Annotated in this window: 17 protein-coding genes; 12 read left to right on the forward strand and 5 right to left on the reverse strand. The window is 63.7% G+C overall.

Features of this window, described 5'->3' with window-relative positions; genetic code table 11:
- Positions 1-229: 229 nt before the first annotated feature.
- The gene (locus tag ACZ1G8_RS08690) at positions 230-985 is read left to right on the forward strand and encodes a TorF family putative porin (RefSeq protein WP_472679043.1); all 756 of its coding nucleotides are present in this window, start codon (positions 230-232) and stop codon (positions 983-985) included.
- A gap of 79 nt (positions 986-1,064) precedes the next feature.
- On the forward strand, positions 1,065-1,502 hold the full coding sequence (locus ACZ1G8_RS08695; RefSeq protein ID WP_472679044.1) for a VOC family protein: 438 nt from the start codon (positions 1,065-1,067) through the stop codon (positions 1,500-1,502).
- 27 nt (positions 1,503-1,529) lie between these two features.
- On the opposite strand, the gene nhaA is transcribed toward ACZ1G8_RS08695, so the two are convergent.
- A complete protein-coding gene (gene nhaA, locus ACZ1G8_RS08700; protein ID WP_472679045.1) occupies positions 1,530-2,747 on the reverse strand; it encodes a Na+/H+ antiporter NhaA in 1,218 nt (405 codons plus the stop codon).
- Between the two features lie 83 nt (positions 2,748-2,830).
- Here nhaA and ACZ1G8_RS08705 point away from each other — a divergent pair, with 83 nt between their 5' ends.
- The 6 genes from ACZ1G8_RS08705 (at position 2,831) to ACZ1G8_RS08730 (ending at position 8,876) form a co-directional block, all read left to right on the forward strand.
- Positions 2,831-4,231, forward strand: coding sequence for a glycosyl transferase family protein (locus ACZ1G8_RS08705; RefSeq protein ID WP_472679046.1), 1,401 nt, complete (start codon positions 2,831-2,833; stop codon positions 4,229-4,231).
- Positions 4,228-4,599, forward strand: coding sequence for a hypothetical protein (locus ACZ1G8_RS08710; protein WP_472679047.1), 372 nt, complete (start codon positions 4,228-4,230; stop codon positions 4,597-4,599). The genes ACZ1G8_RS08705 and ACZ1G8_RS08710 overlap by 4 nt, the downstream gene beginning before the upstream one ends.
- A gap of 79 nt (positions 4,600-4,678) precedes the next feature.
- The gene (locus tag ACZ1G8_RS08715; protein ID WP_472679049.1) at positions 4,679-5,587 is read left to right on the forward strand and encodes a sulfite exporter TauE/SafE family protein; all 909 of its coding nucleotides are present in this window, start codon (positions 4,679-4,681) and stop codon (positions 5,585-5,587) included.
- A gap of 35 nt (positions 5,588-5,622) precedes the next feature.
- A complete protein-coding gene (locus ACZ1G8_RS08720) occupies positions 5,623-6,333 on the forward strand; it encodes a TIGR02186 family protein (RefSeq protein ID WP_472681224.1) in 711 nt (236 codons plus the stop codon).
- A gap of 99 nt (positions 6,334-6,432) precedes the next feature.
- Positions 6,433-8,439, forward strand: a complete 2,007-nt coding sequence (locus ACZ1G8_RS08725; protein WP_472679050.1) for an ATP-binding protein — start codon at positions 6,433-6,435, stop codon at positions 8,437-8,439.
- A gap of 86 nt (positions 8,440-8,525) precedes the next feature.
- Positions 8,526-8,876 (forward strand): hypothetical protein, encoded by a 351-nt coding sequence (locus ACZ1G8_RS08730; RefSeq protein WP_472679051.1) that lies wholly within the window; start codon positions 8,526-8,528, stop codon positions 8,874-8,876.
- A gap of 17 nt (positions 8,877-8,893) precedes the next feature.
- Here ACZ1G8_RS08730 and ACZ1G8_RS08735 read toward each other — a convergent pair whose 3' ends face one another.
- Genes ACZ1G8_RS08735 through ACZ1G8_RS08745 form a run of 3 tightly spaced genes read right to left on the reverse strand, consistent with a single transcriptional unit; the run spans position 8,894 to position 12,702 of the window.
- On the reverse strand, positions 8,894-9,628 hold the full coding sequence (locus ACZ1G8_RS08735; RefSeq protein ID WP_472679052.1) for a 7-carboxy-7-deazaguanine synthase QueE: 735 nt from the start codon (positions 9,626-9,628) through the stop codon (positions 8,894-8,896).
- A gap of 1 nt (position 9,629) precedes the next feature.
- Positions 9,630-9,989: a VOC family protein gene (locus tag ACZ1G8_RS08740; RefSeq protein WP_472679053.1), complete on the reverse strand. Its 360-nt coding sequence runs from the start codon at positions 9,987-9,989 to the stop codon at positions 9,630-9,632.
- Between the two features lie 4 nt (positions 9,990-9,993).
- Positions 9,994-12,702, reverse strand: coding sequence for a valine--tRNA ligase (locus ACZ1G8_RS08745; protein WP_472679054.1), 2,709 nt, complete (start codon positions 12,700-12,702; stop codon positions 9,994-9,996).
- A 104-nt stretch (positions 12,703-12,806) separates the two neighbouring features.
- Between ACZ1G8_RS08745 and ACZ1G8_RS08750 the strand changes: the two genes are divergently transcribed.
- From ACZ1G8_RS08750 to ACZ1G8_RS08765, 4 genes are read left to right on the forward strand one after another with little or no spacing between them, the layout of a single operon-like run.
- Positions 12,807-13,916 carry an ABC transporter permease gene (locus tag ACZ1G8_RS08750; protein ID WP_472679055.1) on the forward strand — a complete coding sequence of 370 codons (1,110 nt, stop codon included), beginning with the start codon at positions 12,807-12,809 and terminating at the stop codon, positions 13,914-13,916.
- Positions 13,916-14,815 carry an ABC transporter ATP-binding protein gene (locus tag ACZ1G8_RS08755; RefSeq protein ID WP_472679056.1) on the forward strand — a complete coding sequence of 300 codons (900 nt, stop codon included), beginning with the start codon at positions 13,916-13,918 and terminating at the stop codon, positions 14,813-14,815. The genes ACZ1G8_RS08750 and ACZ1G8_RS08755 overlap by 1 nt, the downstream gene beginning before the upstream one ends.
- A 3-nt stretch (positions 14,816-14,818) precedes the next feature.
- Positions 14,819-15,766, forward strand: coding sequence for an MlaD family protein (locus ACZ1G8_RS08760; protein WP_221429188.1), 948 nt, complete (start codon positions 14,819-14,821; stop codon positions 15,764-15,766).
- A 17-nt stretch (positions 15,767-15,783) separates the two neighbouring features.
- Positions 15,784-16,368 (forward strand): ABC-type transport auxiliary lipoprotein family protein, encoded by a 585-nt coding sequence (locus ACZ1G8_RS08765; RefSeq protein ID WP_472679057.1) that lies wholly within the window; start codon positions 15,784-15,786, stop codon positions 16,366-16,368.
- Positions 16,369-16,371: 3 nt separating this feature from the next.
- Here the strand turns inward: ACZ1G8_RS08765 and ACZ1G8_RS08770 are convergent, their stop codons facing one another.
- A complete protein-coding gene (locus ACZ1G8_RS08770) occupies positions 16,372-16,740 on the reverse strand; it encodes a hypothetical protein (RefSeq protein WP_472679058.1) in 369 nt (122 codons plus the stop codon).
- Positions 16,741-16,808: the final 68 nt, after the last annotated feature.

A 16,808-nucleotide genomic window follows, 5' to 3' on the forward strand; every position in this document is an offset into this window, starting at 1 on the left:
CTGGCCAGAACCCCACAAGGCTTGAGCGCTGCCCGCACCATTTCGCAGTTGCACAATAGCCACGCTTTTTGTTGCGATAGCGAAAAGTTATGAGGCGCATCTTGCGCAGATACCTTCCTTGATGCACGATCATTTCGATTTCGACCGAGGAACCTTGCACAATAATTCCAAGGCCCGTCGAAAACGCAGGTGGGACGAAGCACCAAAACGAACCAACAGGAGTTCGAGAATGCTCACGTCCTTTCGCGGCAAGCTTGCCGCATCTATCGCCCTTGCAACCATGGGCCTCGCCGCGCCGGCAATGGCGCAGTCCGACGAAGAAGAGGAAAGCGGCCCCGTAACGGTGTCGGCCAATGTGGCGCTGACCACCGACTACCGTTTCCGCGGCGTCTCGCTGTCAGGCGGCGACCCGGCCGTGCAGGGCGGCGTCGATGTTGCCCATGAAAGCGGCTTCTATGTCGGCACCTGGGCCTCGTCGATCGACGGCGGACCGGCTTTCGGTGAACTCGAATTCGACATCTACGGCGGCTGGTCGGGCGAAGTTTCCGACGGCGTGACCCTCGACGTCGGCCTGCTCTACTACCTCTATCCGGCGGAAGAGCTCGGCCTCGATACCGACTATCTCGAGCCTTATGCCTCGATCGGTTTCTCGCTCGGCGACGCAGAAGCCACTGTGGGCGTCGCCTATGCTTTCGAGCAGGATTCGCTCGGGGGCGACGACAACCTCTATGTCTACACCGATCTCGGCTACTCGATCCCCGACACGCCGATCTCGCTTTCGGCCCATCTCGGCTACACCGATGGCGCCCTGGCTCCGCCGCTGCTGGCTGGCGATGCCGACGATTCCGGCCTCGACTGGGGCATCGGCGCAAGTGTGAGCGCGGGCATCCTCGAAATCGGGGTTTCCTATGTCGGCGTCGAGGGCCCGTCCATCGACGGCTTCACCGACGACGCAGTTGTGGGAACGATCAGCGCCAGTTTCTGAGAAATCGCTGGCGATGATTGGGGGCGTGCCGGGGGGCGCGCCCCTTTTCCTTTGCGCGCGTGGCACCTAGATGCGGGCCATGGCCAAATATCTCCACACCATGATCCGCGTGTCCGACCCGGACGCCACCGTCGAGTTCTTCAAGCTGATCGGGCTCGAGGAAGTCCGCCGCTTCGACAATGAGAAGGGACGCTTCACGCTGATCTTCCTTGCCGCTCCGGGACAGGAGGGCGCGGCCGAGGTCGAGCTGACCTACAACTGGCCGCCCGAAGACGGAAGCGCACCGGAGGAATACACCGGCGGGCGCAATTTCGGGCACCTCGCCTACCGGGTGGAGAATATCTACGAGACATGCCAGCGGCTGATGGACGCCGGCGTCACGATCAATCGTCCTCCGCGCGACGGGCACATGGCCTTCGTTCGCTCGCCCGATGGTATATCCATCGAGCTGCTGCAAGAGGGCTATCTCGATCCGGTCGAACCCTGGGCCAGCATGGAGAACACCGGCAGCTGGTAAGGCCGCCGGGTTGGGCGCCGAGGTGCCTCAGCCTTCTTCGACGTAGGGGTTCTTCGCATCGTCGGGATGCTGCGCCGACATGCGCAGGATCACGTAGCCCGCCACTGCCGATAGCAGCGATCCGCCAAGGATTCCGAGCTTCGCCTCGTTGATCAGCAACGCATCGCCGGTGAAGGCGAGCCCGCTGATGAACAGCGACATGGTGAAGCCGATCCCACACAGGATCGAGACACCCCAGATTTCCTGCCAGCTGGCATTATCCGGACGCGGTGCGAAGCCGACCTTGTCCGCGATCCAGATGGCCGAGAAGATGCCTACCTGCTTGCCGAGGAAGAGGCCCGCCGCGATCGCCAGCGGAAGCGGTGCGAGCAGTCCTTCGAGCCCGATGCCCGCGAGCGGCACACCCGCGTTGGCAAAGCCGAATACCGGAACGATCAGATATGCGCTCCAAGGGGCGAGACCGTGCTCGAGACGCTCAAGCATGGTGTCATCGTCCTTTCCGACCATCGGAATGGTGAGCGCGGCAACGACCCCTGCGATGGTGGCGTGGATGCCCGAATTGAGCACGAAGTACCAAAGGACGAGCGCCATCAGGATGAAGGGCCACACGCTGGTCACGCGCATCCGGTTCATCGCCATCATGGCGATCACCACCGCGCCGGCGGCGGCGAGCCACATCATCTTGATATTGGCAGTGTAGAACAGGGCGATGACGAGCACCGCGCCGATATCGTCGACAATGGCGACAGTCAGCAGGAACAGGCGCAGCGATGCCGGACAGCGATTGCCGATGAGGCCCAGCACACCCATCGCGAAGGCGATGTCGGTAGCAGCAGGGATCGCCCAGCCGCGCATCAGCTCGGCATCGCCGCCGATCACGCCGAGATAGAAGAGGGCGGGGATCGCCATACCGGCAATGGCGGCAAGGATCGGCAGGCGGCGCTGCTGTGCTGTCGAAAGCTGTCCCTCGATCCACTCTCGCTTCACCTCGAGGCCCACGACGAAAAAGAAGATCGCCATCAACCCGTCGTTGATCCACAGGTGCAGGTCGTACAGCTTGGGTATCGGGGTGAAGGCGAGCTTGCCGTAGAAGAGCTGCTGGTACTCGTCGGCAAAGGCCGAGTTCGCCGCGAGCATGGCGGCCACGGCCACGAGGATCAGCAGGATACCGGCAGAGGCGTCGCTGACGAAGAGCGCGCGGACCGGGGCGAAAACGATGCGGAAAGCTGAAGGACGTTCACTCATATCGGGAGGCTCTCTTTCTCAAAGCGTGCCCCGTTGCAAGGGCCGATTCCCCGCGATAGGGAAGCGAAAGGGGGAAAAGGGTCGTGACAGAAGCCGGGAATTGGATTTTCGAGCTGTTTTTGCTCGTAAAAATGGAGCTGCTGCTGTTTGCGGCGGTCTTCATAGCTATTGGTATGCTCGACGAGCTGGCAGTCGATTTTGCCTACCTCTGGTGCCGGATTACGGGCCGCGCGCGTACCCCGAGGGTCGCCCGCGACAGCGTGGAAGACGTGCCGCTCGGCGGGATGGCCGCGGTCTTCATTCCCGCCTGGCGTGAGGATGCGGTCATCGGGGCGACACTGGCCCATGCGCTCGAGGTCTGGCCGCAGAGTGAACTCAGGCTCTACGTCGGCTGCTATCGCAATGACGTGGCGACCATCGCCTCGGTGGTTGCTGCCGCGCGGGGCGACGATCGGGTGAGGCTGGTTGTACTCGGGGCCGACGGGCCGACGTCCAAGGCCCATTGCCTGAACCGCCTCTATGAAGCCTTGCTCGAAGACGAGAGCCGCCTGGGATCGAAGGCGCACATGGTCGTGCTCCATGATGCAGAGGACATGGCCGACCGTGCCGCGCTACCCCTGCTCGACCGGGCGACTGTCCACGCCGATTTCGTGCAGTTGCCGGTCATGGCTCTTCCGCCGTCCGATTCCCGCTGGATCGCGGGTCACTACGCCGACGAATTCGCAGAAGCGCACGCCAAGAACATGGTCGTGCGCGACGCGCTCGGCTGCGCGATTCCGGGCGCGGGCGTCGGCTGCGCAATCTCCCGTGCGATGCTTGATCGACTCTCCCGGCAGGAGGGCGGACGGCCCTTTGCGGTCACTGCCCTGACGGAGGATTACGAGCTCGGCCTGAGGATCGATGCGCTGGGCGGTTCGAGCCGCTTCCTGAGGGCCCGGACTGAGAACGGCCGCCTGATCGCGACGCGTGCCTATTTCCCGTCCGAACTTGCTACCTCGGTGCGGCAGAAGACCCGCTGGGTTCACGGCATAGCACTGCAGAGCTGGGACCGGCTCGGCTGGTCGGGAACGGCGGTGCAGCGCTGGATGACCTTGCGCGACCGCCGCGGACCGCTGGCTGCATTGCTGCTCTTCATCGCATACCTGCTGGTGCCCGCCACGATTGTATCCTCGCTGGTTCTGGAGAGTACCCAAGTAGCCGTGGCTGCGGATGCCCCGCTTCTCCGGATGCTGCTCATGGCGACATTTGCCGGCCTCCTGTGGCGCATCGGCCTGCGCGCGATCTTCACCGCACGCGAATTCGGGATGACCGAGGGCCTGCGCTCGATCCCGCGCGTGCTCGTTTCCAACATCATTTCGATCATGAGCGGGAGGCGAGCACTGATGGCCTACATCCGCACGCTACGCGGCGCACCTGTCGTCTGGGACAAGACCGAGCACACGGTGCATCCGACCATCGTCATCGCAAGGGAGAAAACCGCATGAGCGCCAGAACCATCACCGCCGGCAAGGGCAGGCCGCTCGTCTTCCTCGTGACGCTGCTCGCGATCTGGGCCGGCGTACGGCTGGTCGTCTGGAACATTACCCCGGTTCCGGCCAACGAGCCTCTGCCGCAACTTGCTGCTTCCGCTGCGCCAGTTGCCAACAGCGAGGCTATTGTCGACGCAACGCCCGCCGCCCGTATCGACGACGCACCGGTACAGGCGACGCTGGTGGAGGGCCTTGACCCAGTACCGAGCGCTAGCGAGCACAGCGCCTACGTGAGCGAAGCGGTTGCGGCCGGTCACGACATGCTCTGGATGGCCGCATCGCAGGATGCGGTGCCCGGCGGAGGGGCTTCGGGCGGCATCTAGGTAACGCCGGGCTTGCCATATCGCATGACAGGCACGGTTCGGCTTTAATACACCTTCGCCGTGCGATAGGGCGGGCAGTATGGACGTCTACCTCCCCATCGCGAATCTTTCGGTGAACGGGCTGTGGATCGTCGCGCTCGGTGCGCTGACCGGCGTCCTGTCCGGATTGTTCGGCGTCGGCGGGGGCTTCCTCACCACGCCGTTGCTGATCTTCTACGGCATCCCACCCACCGTCGCGGCCGCATCGGCTTCGACGCAGGTGACCGGTGCCAGCGTTTCGGGCGTGATCGCCCACGGCAAGCGCAAGGGCGTGGACTATCGCATGGGCGCGGTCATGGTCGGCGGCGGGATAATCGGCGCGGGCTTCGGCGCGCTGCTGTTCCGGTTCTTCCGGTCGATCGGCCAGATCGACGTGGTGATCAACGCGCTCTATGTCGTCCTGCTCGGCTCCATCGGCATCCTGATGGCGCGCGAATCCTTGCAATTGCTGAGAAAAACCGGGAGCGCCAAACAGGTCGCCCGCCGTCGCCACCATCCGCTCGTGGCGAACCTGCCGTGGCGCTGGCGCTTTTACGGTTCGGGTCTCTACATCTCGCCGCTTGCCCCTCTGATCGTGGGGATCGTCGTCGGTGTGCTTACCATGCTGATGGGCGTGGGCGGCGGCTTCATTCTGGTCCCCGCCATGCTCTACATTCTCGGCATGAGCGCGAATGTCGTGGTCGGCACGAGCCTGTTCAACATCCTCTTCGTCACCATCGCGACCACGATCATGCATTCGCTGACAACACGCGCGGTGGACATCGTTCTGGTCGGCCTGTTGCTGATCGGCTCGGTCACCGGCGCGCAGTTCGGCTCGCAGCTAGCAGTCAAGGCCAAGCCCGAAGTGCTCCGGCTGGTGCTCGCCGCGATCGTGCTGCTGATCGCCTTCCGCATGTTCCTCGGCCTGTTCTACCAGCCCGACGAAATCTACACGGTCTACCCGCTGTGAGGGCGCTGCTGATCATCTTCGCAGCGTTCATGCTGATGGGCCAGCGCGATCCCGTGCTCGTTCCCGAGGTGTCGCAGCACGATGTGCAGGTGCGCCAGGGCTTCACAGGCACAGAGCTGCTCCTGTTCGGCGCCGTGCTCGACCCGGCAGGAAGGGCGGGGCAGGACTACGATATCGTCGTGGTTCTCAAGGGCCCAGCCGAGCCGATCCGCCTGCGCGAGAAAGAGCGTTTCGCGGGCGTCTGGATCAATGCCGACAGCAACGATTTCCGCTCGGTCCCGAGCTATTTCGCCGTCGCTTCCTCGCGCCCGATCGCCGACATCGTCGACGACAAGACGGCCGCGATCTACGAATTCGGCACGCGCTATATCCAGCTTTCGCCCAGCGGCAGCATCGACCCGCAGGAACAGCTTCGCTTTGCTCTCGGGCTGGTGGACCTGAAGCGCCGTCAGGGCCTCTACAAGGAAGATTTCGGCGGCGTGCAGATAAGCGAAGGCGTGCTCTACCAGGCGCGTATTTCGCTACCCTCCAACGTCACAACCGGCACCTATTCGGCAGAAACCTTTGCCGTGACGCGCGGCCGCGTGATCGCCTCCGCTGTTTCCGAGGTCGAAGTGCGCAAGGTGGGCTTCGAGCGCTTCGTCGAAGTCAGCGCCAATGAGTGGGGCCTCGCCTATGGCCTCATCGCAGTGCTTATCTCGGTGCTCATGGGCTGGGGCGCGGGCCGCCTTTTTGCCCGTCTCTGACGCCCCGCTGCGGGCGCATCGTTGACGTGATCTTAACCGTTATCCGTCATCACGCTGGCGACAGGCGCATGTGCGCAGAAGAAGGGCCAGGGCATACAGATGAACGACATGGGCAACGGAAACTTCGGTTCCTACGATCCGCAGCGCCAGATGGAGGGCGAGCAGCCCCAGAGCCGCGGTAACAGCCTGCGCGACCGTATCCGTCGCAGCGCGGACAACGAGGAAGCCGAGCGCAGGGGCCAGTCTCGCTCGGGTTATGTTCACCAGCCCCAGGCGGAAGCCCAGCCCGAGGCCGTGCAGCCCGCACCCGCCCAGCCGGAGCCGCAGGCCGAACCCCAGCAGCAGGTCGAAACGCAGGCCCAGCCCAAGGCAGAAGCCGCTTCTGCAGCAGCGCCGACCGCTGCACAGGCAAATCCGCGTGCCGCACCGCCGCGTCCCTCGCAGGCCTCAGCCAAGCCCGCTCCGCAGCCCGCCGCCAAGGACGAAGCGGAAGACCAGCAGCCCAGCGAAAACGCTACCCAGCCCATTGGTGTCGTGCTGGAAATCGCAGGCTCGGGATCGATGATCGCCATCGACCTGCAGCGTCTTTCCGAATGTGGCGACGACGAAGACCCGGCCATCGCCATGGCCGGCCAGGTCGGTAGCCAGATCAAGATCCGCGTCGGCAACAGCTGGCTGCTCGCCAGCGTCCGCAACCAGAGGCAGGACCGTAAGGCAGGTAGCATCCTCGCCAACATCGACTTCCTCGGCGAAGGCATCGAGGAAAAGCTCACCGGCAAGTTGCATGGTTTCCGCCGCGGTGTGACCCGTTACCCGGTCCCGGGCGCGATGGTCTATCCGGCCTCCACCGCCGACCTGAAGCAGGTCTATGCCAGCGACGGCCGCAGCGCGGTCACGATCGGCAAGGTCTATCCGACCAAGGATATCCGCGCCGGTGTCTATGTCGATGCCATGCTCGGTAAGCACTTCGCGCTGCTGGGTTCGACCGGTACCGGTAAGTCGACCAGTGCCGCGCTGATCCTGCACCGTATCTGCGAGGCGGCGCCCGAAGGTCACATCGTCATGATCGACCCTCACGGCGAATACTCGGCCGCGTTCCGCCAGACGGGCGTCATCCTCGACGTGTCGAACCTGCAGATGCCCTACTGGATCATGAACTTCGAGGAGCACTGCGAAGTGCTGCTCACCAGCAACGGCAACGAACGCCAGGTCGATTCCGATATTCTGGCAAAGTGTCTCCTCAAGGCGCGGAGCAAGAGCCGCCTTGCCGAACACATGGGCAAGATCACGGTGGATTCGCCGATCCCCTACCTGCTCTCGGACCTCTCGAACGAGATCCAGGACCAGATGGGCAAGCTCGACAAGGCGACCAACTCGGCGCCCTACATGCGCATCAAGAACAAGCTGGAAGAGCTGAAAGCCGATCCGCGCTACCAGTTCATGTTCTCGGGCATGCTGGTCGCCGACACCATGTCGGACTTCATCAGCAAGGTTTTTCGCATGCCGTCGAACGGCAAGCCGATCTCGATCATCGACGTCTCGGGCGTGCCTTCGGACATTACCTCGACCGTTGTAGCCGTTCTCAGCCGCCTCGTGTTCGACTTCGCCATCTGGGGCCGCGAGGAAAAGACCACGCCGATCCTGCTGGTCTGCGAAGAGGCGCACCGTTACGTTCCGAACGAGAAGAATGCCGACGGCAACTCGGTCGGCACCATCCTAGGGCGTATCGCGAAGGAAGGCCGTAAATACGGAATTTCGCTGGGTCTCATCACGCAGCGTCCGTCCGACCTTGCGGAAGGCGTGCTCTCGCAGTGCGGTACGATCATCTCGATGCGTTTGAACAACGACCGAGACCAGGACTTCGTGCGCGCCGCCATGCCGGAAGGCGCGCGCGGCTTCCTCGATGCGATCCCGGCACTGCGCAACCGCGAGTGCATCATCTGCGGCGAGGGTGTCGCCATTCCGATCCGCGTGAGCTTCGATAACCTCGAAGAGGTCAAGCGTCCGGCTTCGGAAGACCCGAGCTTCATCGAGATGTGGAACCAGCCGGGCGGAGAAGAGGACATCGTCCTTCGCACCGTGCAGCGCTGGCGCTCGCAGGGTTAAGCCCCTCACATATCAGCGCTTCTTCCGCAAAATGGAGGAGGCGCCGCTATTCTGGTATGATCGGCTCCCCAGAACAGGAGTCGGCCATGCACACTCGACCAGCATTTTACCTGCTCGGTGCCGCTGCCTTTCTTGGCGCTTCGGGAGCGTCGCTTGCGGATGGCGGTGATCGGGAACCCAGTTTTGTCCAGCGCGGAGAATGCGCCAAGGGCAAACCCGGCCAGAACGTATACCTGAAGAACAATTCCAACCGGCGGATCCGCGTCACTTACCGGATTTCCTACCGCGACTACAAAGGCAAGGCGATCAAGCGGGAGCGTTTCAAGGTGCTCGCCGGTGGCCGCGAAAGCCGTGTGGGCTGCTCGCGTGTGAACAACGGCAGTTCGTCGGGCCACGGCTCGACCAACGCGACATACGAGATCATCAAGTGGAGCTGAGCGCCCAGGCGCAGGCGTCAGGTGCCGCGCGTATCGCCGAACAGGTGGATATGAAGTCGGTCGCTCATCCGGAAACCGTGCTTCACGCATAGGTCGGCGAGCCATTTCTCGCGTGACCGCAGTGTCTCGCTGTCGGTACCTTCGGGCATCAGGAACACGTGGCCGGGCTTGAAGCGATAGCGTTCGTGCAGCTCGAGGACCTCGTCGAGGTCCGAGGGTTCTGCAATCACGAACTTGAACCACGCCCGCGGGTCGGTGGCATAGGCGTCGAGCCGTTCGGGGATCAGCGCGAGGTCGGCCGGATTGCCGCTGTGCGATAGTTTCGGGCTGACGTTGAACTGGTCGATCCTGATGTCGAGCGCGACGGGTGCCTTGGTCGTCCCGTTGGTCTCGATCTCGACCGCAATATCGGGCAGCAGGTCGAGCAGTTTGGCGAGCGCAGGTGCCTGCAGCAATGGCTCGCCGCCGGTGATGACGAGGCGGTCTTGACCGAGCGCCGTAATTCGCGCGGCAACTTCTTCCTCGTCCAGCGTGACCTGGTTGGCCTTGCGCTCGAAGGTCACCCCGTCGCGGTGCGGGCGGTTATCTCCCTCAAAATGCCAGGTGTAAGCCGTGTCGCACCACTCGCAGGCAAGATTGCAGCGCGACAGCCGCATGAAGGCGACCGGCATGCCGGCGCTCGGGCCCTCACCTTGCACGGAGGCGAAGATCTCCGGCCCGCCGTCGTCATCGGTGGCGAGGACGAGCGCCATGTCAGCTATACACCGTCACTTCGACGCGCATGCCTTCCGGATCGCGGAAGAATGTCGCGGTCTCGCCTTCGAATGCCTGCTTTTCCGGCACTTCGAAACCGGCGGCTGCCATGCCGTCGCGCACGGCATCGAGCGCTGCCATGTCGGGCGCTGTGAAGCCGAGGTGGTTGAGGCCGGGCGCATAGCGCTCGTAATCCGAAGTGCCCGCCTTGGCCTGCTTCAGGTCGATGCTGAGGCCATCGTCGCTCGTCCACACGTGGTCGCGCGTCTTGGTGAACCCGATGAGGTCCAGCAAGGCCGCGTACCACGGCAGGCTCGCTTCGAGCGAGCGAACCAGCACCACCATATGATCGAGCTTCATGCGCCTAACCTAGGCGCGTGAGCGCGGCCTTCAAGCGTTCGATCTCTGCCGTGTGGTGCGCGTAATCGGCGCGGGCCTTCTCGACAGCCTCGGGCTTGGCGCGCTCGACGAAGTTGGCGTTGTTCAGGCGTCCCTCGAGCGATTTCGCTTCCTTGGTCGAAGCCTCCATCGCCTTGGTGAGGCGCGTCTTCTCGGCCTCGATGTCGATCACGCCTTCGAGCGGGACGATGAAGGCATCGTCGCCCGCGGCAATTTGCATGGCAGCTCCGCCGGGTGCTTCGGCGAAGTTCACCGGCGTGAGGCGCGCGAGGCGTTCGATAGCCGCTGCGTTCTCTTCGACGACCTTGCGGCCCAGCGTCGAAGGCGAGGGGCAGAAGGCTTCCAGCTTCGCACCCGGGGCAATCCCGAGCTCGTTCTTCGCCGTGCGCACCGCGCTGGTGAGCGCGATCAGCCAGTCGATCTCGGCCTTCGCTTCGGCGTCCACCTCTGCCTGCGGATCGGGCCACTTGGCGGTGATCAGCGGGTAGTCCGGACGGTTGCCCTGCTTCGACCAGAGCTCTTCGGTGATGAAGGGCATGAAGGGGTGGAGCATGACGAGGATCTGGTCGAGCGCCCAGCCGGCGACGGCCTTGGTTTCCTCGTCGAAATTGCCCTTGATGAGCTCGATATACCAGTCGCAGAAACGGTCCCACACGAAGTGGTAGATCGTGTTCGCGGCGGCATCGAAGCGCAGGTCGGCCATCGCCTGCTCGAGCGCTTTCTTGGTCTCGACGACTTCGCCGATGATCCACTTGTTGACCGCCTGCGTGGCAGCGGGCGCCGCAATGGTGGTGCTCGCGCCGATGCCGTTCGACTGGCAGAAACGCGTGGCATTCCAGAGCTTTGTCGCGAAATTGCGATAGCCCTCGACGCGCTTCTCATCCATCTTGATGTCGCGGCCCTGGCTTTCCATCGCCGACATGAAGAAGCGCAGCGCATCGGCGCCGTACTGGTCGATGAGTCCGAGCGGGTCGACGACATTGCCCTTCGACTTCGACATCTTCGCACCGTCGGCAGCGCGCACGAGACCGTGCAGATAGAGCCGCGGCCACGGCGCCTTCCCGGTCAGGTGCATGCCCTGCATCATCATGCGCGCATCCCAGAAGAACAGGATGTCGAAGCCCGAAATCAGCAGGTCATTGGGATAGTGCTTTTCGAGGAGGTCGGTCTTGTCCGGCCAGCCGAGCGTGGCGAACGGCCAGAGCGCGGAGGAGAACCACGTGTCGAGCACGTCCTCGTCGCGGGTGAGGGCGACGCCTTCACCGGCCTGCGCCTGCGCTTCGTCTGCGGTCATGGCCACATAGGCCTTGCCCTCGGCATCGTACCACGCGGGGATGCGGTGACCCCACCAGAGCTGGCGGCTGACGCACCAGGGCTGGATGTTCTCCATCCAGTTGAAGAAGGTCTTCTCCCAAGACTTCGGGACGATTTCGATCGTGCCGTCCTTCACCGCCTCAATGGGCGCCTTGGCGAGCTTTTCGGCATCGACATACCACTGGTCGGTCAGCCACGGCTCGATCACCACGCCGCCGCGGTCGCCGAAAGGCGTCGCGATGTTGCGCGGCTCGGCGTCTAGTTCCTGTTCCTCGCCCTTCTTGGTTTTGGCGATGTGCGGGATGAGGTAGCCCTGCTCCTTGAGGCGCTGGACGACCAGTTCGCGCGCGCCCTCCACACCGTCGCGCTTGAAGCGGTGGAGGCCGATGAACTCGTCCGGCACCAATCCGTCGGCGGTCTGGCAGACGTTCGCCTCGCCATCGAGCATGTTGAGCATTTCGGCCGGCTTGAAGCCTGCGCGCTTGCCCACGTCGAAGTCGTTGAAGTCGTGACCCGGAGTGATCTTCACGCAGCCCGAGCCGAGTTCGGGATCGGCATGCTCATCTGCCACGATCGGCACGCGGCGTCCGGTGATGGGCAGAACGATGTGCTTGCCGACGACCGATTTGAACCGCTCGTCATCGGGATGGACCGCCACTGCCATATCGGCGAGCATGGTTTCGGGCCGCGTCGTGGCGACGACGAGGTGATCCTTGCCCTCCGACGTCGTAACGCCGTCTTCGAGCGGGTATTTGAAGTGCCAGAACGAGCCCTTCACATCGGTCGTTTCGACCTCGAGGTCCGAGATCGCGGTCTTCAGCTTCGGGTCCCAGTTCACCAGCCGCTTGTCGCGGTAGATCAGGCCGTCGTTATAGAGGTCGACGAAGGTCTTGAGCACGGCATTCGAGAAATGCTCGTCCATCGTGAACTGCTCGCGGCTCCAGTCCATCGAACAGCCGAGGCGGCGCAGCTGGCGCGTGATCGTGCCGCCGCTTTCCTTTTTCCATTCCCAGACCTTGCCGACGAAATCCTCGCGCGAGTAATTCGTGCGCTTGTCCTGCTTCGCTTCCATCTGGCGTTCGACCACCATCTGCGTCGCGATACCGGCGTGGTCGGTGCCGACCACCCACAGCGCATCCTTGCCGCGCAGGCGCTCGTAGCGGATCACGACGTCCTGCAGCGTGTTGTCGAGCGCGTGGCCGATGTGGAGCGAACCCGTAACGTTGGGCGGCGGGTTCACGATGGTGAAGGGCTCGGCGTCCGGCCGCTCGGGGCGGAACAGGCCGTTTTCTTCCCAATGCGCGTACCAGCGCTGCTCGATATCGGCGGGATCGAAGGTCTTGGATAGCTCGGTGCTCATGGCATGGGCCTTTGCCAGCCTGAATTGTGCAACGCAACGCCGTAGGGGACCGGAAATGATACGCGCTTGTTAAGCGAGGCGTTTCCACGCATACCGCGAGCCGCATGACAGGCTTGGCGCAATACGAACTGCAAGAGGGCGACGGGGGATCGGTGCTGAAGCTCACCGGCCCTTACCTTGTGTCGACGATCGGCCCGATCGATCAGGACCTGCGCGTTATCGAGGGCGATATCGTCAGTGTCGATATCTCGGGTGTTCCCGAGATTGATACGGTCGGCGCATGGCTTGCCCGCGAAGTCGCATCGCGCCTCGGTGTCGAAGTTTCCGGGGCGAGCGAGCGCGCACAGCGCCTGCTCGGCGCGCTCGAGGATATCGATGCCGAAGACAATATTGCCGCTCCGCGCCTGCCAGTCTGGAGCCGCGTTCCCGAAGCTATGGGAGAGAAAATTTTCAAGCTGCGGACGGGTACTTACGGTGTCCTGAGCTTCCTTGGCGGCCTGCTGATCGCCGGCTGGTCGTTGATCCGCAACCCGCGCCGCTTTCGCATGGTTGCGCTCGTGCGGCAGGCCGAGCTGGTCGGCGTGTCCGCATTGCCGATAATCGGCCTGATGAGCTTCCTCATCGGCATCGTCATTGCCCAGCAGGGTGCGGTACAGCTGGCGCAGTTCGGCGCGGAGACGCTGACGATCAACCTTGTCGGGCGCATTACCCTGCGCGAGCTCGGCGTGCTGATGACCGCGATCATGGTCGCCGGCCGCTCGGGCAGCGCATTTGCCGCCCAGCTCGGTACGATGAAACTGACCGAGGAAGTCGACGCGATGCGCACGATCGGCATCGCCCCGATGGAGGCGCTGGTCATCCCGCGGATCATGGCCGCGGTGCTGATGATGCCGCTGCTCGGCTTCTACGCTTCGTGCATGGCGATCATCGGCGGCGCGGTGATCGGCGACCTTATGCTCGGCATTCCCTTCTGGACTTTCCTCTCGCGTATCCAGGAAGTCGTTCCGACCTATGACCTCTGGGTCGGCCTCATCAAGGCGCCGGTTTTCGGACTGATCATCGGACTTGCCGGTTGCTATCACGGGCTCCAGGTGCGCGGTAATTCGGAAGAGGTCGGCACCCGAACTACCATGGCCGTGGTCTCGGCGATCTTCGCCGTAATCGTACTCGACGCCTTCTTCGCGGTCTTCTTTACCGAGCTGGGGTGGGGCTGATGAACGCGGCAAAGCAAACCCACAAGCACGAGCGCTACAAGGGCGAATTCCCCATCGTCGTTGAAGGGCTGACCAACCGGTTCGGTCCCATCACCGTTCATGAAAACCTCGACCTCAAGGTGAGGCGCGGCGAGATACTCGGCGTTGTCGGCGGTTCGGGCAGCGGCAAGTCGGTGCTGATGCGCTCGATCATCGGCCTTCAGACTCCGAACGACGGCGATGTAAGGGTCTTCGACAAGTCGATCATCCAGGCCGAACCCGACGAGGAAATCGGCGTGCGCGACCGTTGGGGCGTGCTTTTCCAGGGCGGCGCGCTGTTCTCGACACTTACCGTGGGCGAGAATGTCGAAGTGCCGCTCAAGCAGTTCTACCCGGACATTCACGATACGCTGCGCAAGGAAATCGCGCGCTACAAGGTGCTCCTGTCCGGCCTGCCGGAAGAGGCGGTGCGCAAATATCCGAGCGAGCTTTCAGGCGGCATGAAGAAGCGCGCAGGCCTCGCCCGTGCGCTGGCGCTCGATCCCGAACTCCTTTTCCTTGACGAGCCGACCGCAGGCCTCGACCCGATCGGTGCGGCAGCGTTCGACCGGCTGACGCGCGAGTTGAAGGAAACGCTTGGCCTCACCGTGTTCCTGATCACCCACGATCTCGATACGCTTCACGAGATCTGCGACCGGGTTGCGGTGATTGCCGACAGGAAGATCATCGCGGTCGACACAGTGCCGAACCTGATGGAACTCGATCACCCCTGGATACAGGAATATTTCAACGGTCCGCGCGGCCGGGCGGCGCTCACCGCGCAGGCGCTCGACGAATTGCGCCAGCACATGGAGCTGCCCGTGGCGGCCCATGCGGTCAAAGCGTTGGACAAACCGCCTGCGGGCAAGGATAAGGCTTAGCGAATGGAAACGCGGGCAAATTACGTTTGGGTGGGGGCGGTTACGCTCGCAGTGCTGGCGGCGCTGGCGCTGTTCATCGTCTGGATCGCGCGCTGGGGCGAGGGCGCCCAGAAGGAATACGACATCTTCTTCAAGGAAAGCGTGTCGGGCCTCGCCAATGGCAGCCAGGTGAGCTTTGCCGGCGTTCCCGTGGGCCAGGTCAGCCAGATCGTGCTGTGGGATAAGGATCCCGAATTCGTCCGCGTACGCATCAGCGTGAAGGACGAAGTGCCGATTCTTGTCGGTACGACCGCCACGATCCAAGGCAGCTTCACCGGCGTTTCGACAATCCTGCTCGACGGCGCGCGTAGCGGCGCTCCTGCCATCTCCTGCGAGACCACGGCGTGCACCGAGGGCGTGCCGATCATCCCGCCCAAGCCCGGCGGCCTTGGCGAACTGCTTTCGAACGCTCCGCTCCTGCTCGAGCGGCTGGCCACGCTGACAGAGCGCCTGACCCAGTTGCTGGGCGACGAGAACCAAGGCGAAATCGCGGGCATCCTTGCGAATACGAACCAGATGACCGCCGACCTTGCGCAGACGGCGCCGCAGTTCGAGCGGACGATGGCCGAATTGCAGGTGACCCTGCGCGAAGCGTCCGAAGCTCTCGACCAGTTCGAGAAGGTCACCGCCTCGACCGACCGCCTGCTCAACCAGGAAGGCGCGCAGCTTGCCGAGCAATTGCGCGTGACGCTGAAGCAGGCCGGCGATGCGTCGGAAGAGCTTGAAGGCGTGCTCGCCGAAGCGCGTCCTGCGACCAAACAGCTCGCGGAAAGCACGCTGCCCGCCGCCGAAGCCACCCTTCGCGACCTGCGTGCGACCAGCAAGGCACTGCGTGATGTTACCGAAAAGCTCGACGAGCAGGGCGCCGGCGCACTGCTGAGCAGCCAGCCGCTGCCCGAGTACGAGGACTGAGCATGGGGAACGCAAGAATGATCGACCATCGCAAACTCGCCGTGCTCGCGCCCGCGCTCCTGCTGGCGGGCTGCCTGTCTTTCGGCAGCGAGCCGCCCGACAGCCTGCTGACGCTGACGCCGACCACGACCGCTCCGGCCGGCACCGGCGGATCGAGCGCTTCGGGCTCCGCGATTTCGCTGGTCGAATTCCAGGCACCCGCCTCGATCGACGTGACGCGCGTGCCGGTGCAGGTTTCCGACACCGAGATCGCCTATCTCAAGGAAGCGGTCTGGGTCGAAAAGCCCGCCCGCCTATTCCGCCGCCTGATCGCCGAAACGATCCGTACCCGTTCGAACCGCGTGGTGGTGGATGGCGACGATCCCGGCGCTCTCGCAAGCAACCGGCTGACGGGCACGCTGCGCCAATTCGGCTACGATGCGCGGTCCGGCAGTGTCGTTGTCGTGTTCGATGCCGTTCGTCCCGGCGAGGGTAGCGGGGTAGAGACGCGCCGCTTCGAGGCCACCGTGCCCGGAGTAGCAGCCGATGTCTCGAGCGTCGGACCGGCGCTTAACCGCGCCGCCAATGATGTCGCGGGACAGGTCGCCGACTGGGTCGGCTGACGCCTAGGGGCGCCAGGTCATCTCGACCGGTGCCCAGCCCTGCTTACGGACCATCGACATGCCGCTGTCCTTGTCGAGCGTCGCCTCGTCGAAAGTGTCGAGCACGTAGCAATAGGTCGTGCTGCGTCCGACCCCGTCATCGACGCGCGCGGAGACGTGGTTGAAATAGGCCTCCTCGTCGATGACCGACTGCTCCCAGGTGCCGCGGAAGATTGAGCTGAAATAGGCGTTGCCGCCGGGCTCCGCAGCGGAGGCGACGCAGTAGACATACTGCTTATCGACCGCGCCTGCGTGGACCGAACCCGTCGCCGCGATAGCCGCAAGTGACGCGGCGAACATCGCGCGGGTGAGATTGCCTTGTCGGTGCGCCATGGGACCTCCTCGAAAACCATCGCTGCCGGATGGGAGGACAATGGGCCAAGAAAGCTACCATGCGCCGA

The sequence above is a fragment of the Qipengyuania sp. BR81-2 genome (assembly GCF_055693895.1).

Bases quoted from the DNA above. Each gene is read 5' to 3' on its own strand.
- ACZ1G8_RS08690 (WP_472679043.1), top strand. From the start codon at position 230: ATGCTCACGTCCTTTCGCGGCAAGCTTGCCGCATCTATCGCCCTTGCA.
- ACZ1G8_RS08695 (WP_472679044.1), top strand. From the start codon at position 1,065: ATGGCCAAATATCTCCACACCATGATCCGCGTGTCCGACCCGGACGCC.
- nhaA (WP_472679045.1), bottom strand. From the start codon at position 2,747: ATGAGTGAACGTCCTTCAGCTTTCCGCATCGTTTTCGCCCCGGTCCGC.
- ACZ1G8_RS08710 (WP_472679047.1), top strand. From the start codon at position 4,228: ATGAGCGCCAGAACCATCACCGCCGGCAAGGGCAGGCCGCTCGTCTTC.
- ACZ1G8_RS08715 (WP_472679049.1), top strand. From the start codon at position 4,679: ATGGACGTCTACCTCCCCATCGCGAATCTTTCGGTGAACGGGCTGTGG.
- ACZ1G8_RS08720 (WP_472681224.1), top strand. From the start codon at position 5,623: ATGGGCCAGCGCGATCCCGTGCTCGTTCCCGAGGTGTCGCAGCACGAT.
- ACZ1G8_RS08725 (WP_472679050.1), top strand. From the start codon at position 6,433: ATGAACGACATGGGCAACGGAAACTTCGGTTCCTACGATCCGCAGCGC.
- ACZ1G8_RS08730 (WP_472679051.1), top strand. From the start codon at position 8,526: ATGCACACTCGACCAGCATTTTACCTGCTCGGTGCCGCTGCCTTTCTT.
- ACZ1G8_RS08735 (WP_472679052.1), bottom strand. From the start codon at position 9,628: ATGGCGCTCGTCCTCGCCACCGATGACGACGGCGGGCCGGAGATCTTC.
- ACZ1G8_RS08740 (WP_472679053.1), bottom strand. From the start codon at position 9,989: ATGAAGCTCGATCATATGGTGGTGCTGGTTCGCTCGCTCGAAGCGAGC.
- ACZ1G8_RS08745 (WP_472679054.1), bottom strand. From the start codon at position 12,702: ATGAGCACCGAGCTATCCAAGACCTTCGATCCCGCCGATATCGAGCAG.
- ACZ1G8_RS08750 (WP_472679055.1), top strand. From the start codon at position 12,807: ATGACAGGCTTGGCGCAATACGAACTGCAAGAGGGCGACGGGGGATCG.
- ACZ1G8_RS08755 (WP_472679056.1), top strand. From the start codon at position 13,916: ATGAACGCGGCAAAGCAAACCCACAAGCACGAGCGCTACAAGGGCGAA.
- ACZ1G8_RS08760 (WP_221429188.1), top strand. From the start codon at position 14,819: ATGGAAACGCGGGCAAATTACGTTTGGGTGGGGGCGGTTACGCTCGCA.
- ACZ1G8_RS08765 (WP_472679057.1), top strand. From the start codon at position 15,784: ATGATCGACCATCGCAAACTCGCCGTGCTCGCGCCCGCGCTCCTGCTG.
- ACZ1G8_RS08770 (WP_472679058.1), bottom strand. From the start codon at position 16,740: ATGGCGCACCGACAAGGCAATCTCACCCGCGCGATGTTCGCCGCGTCA.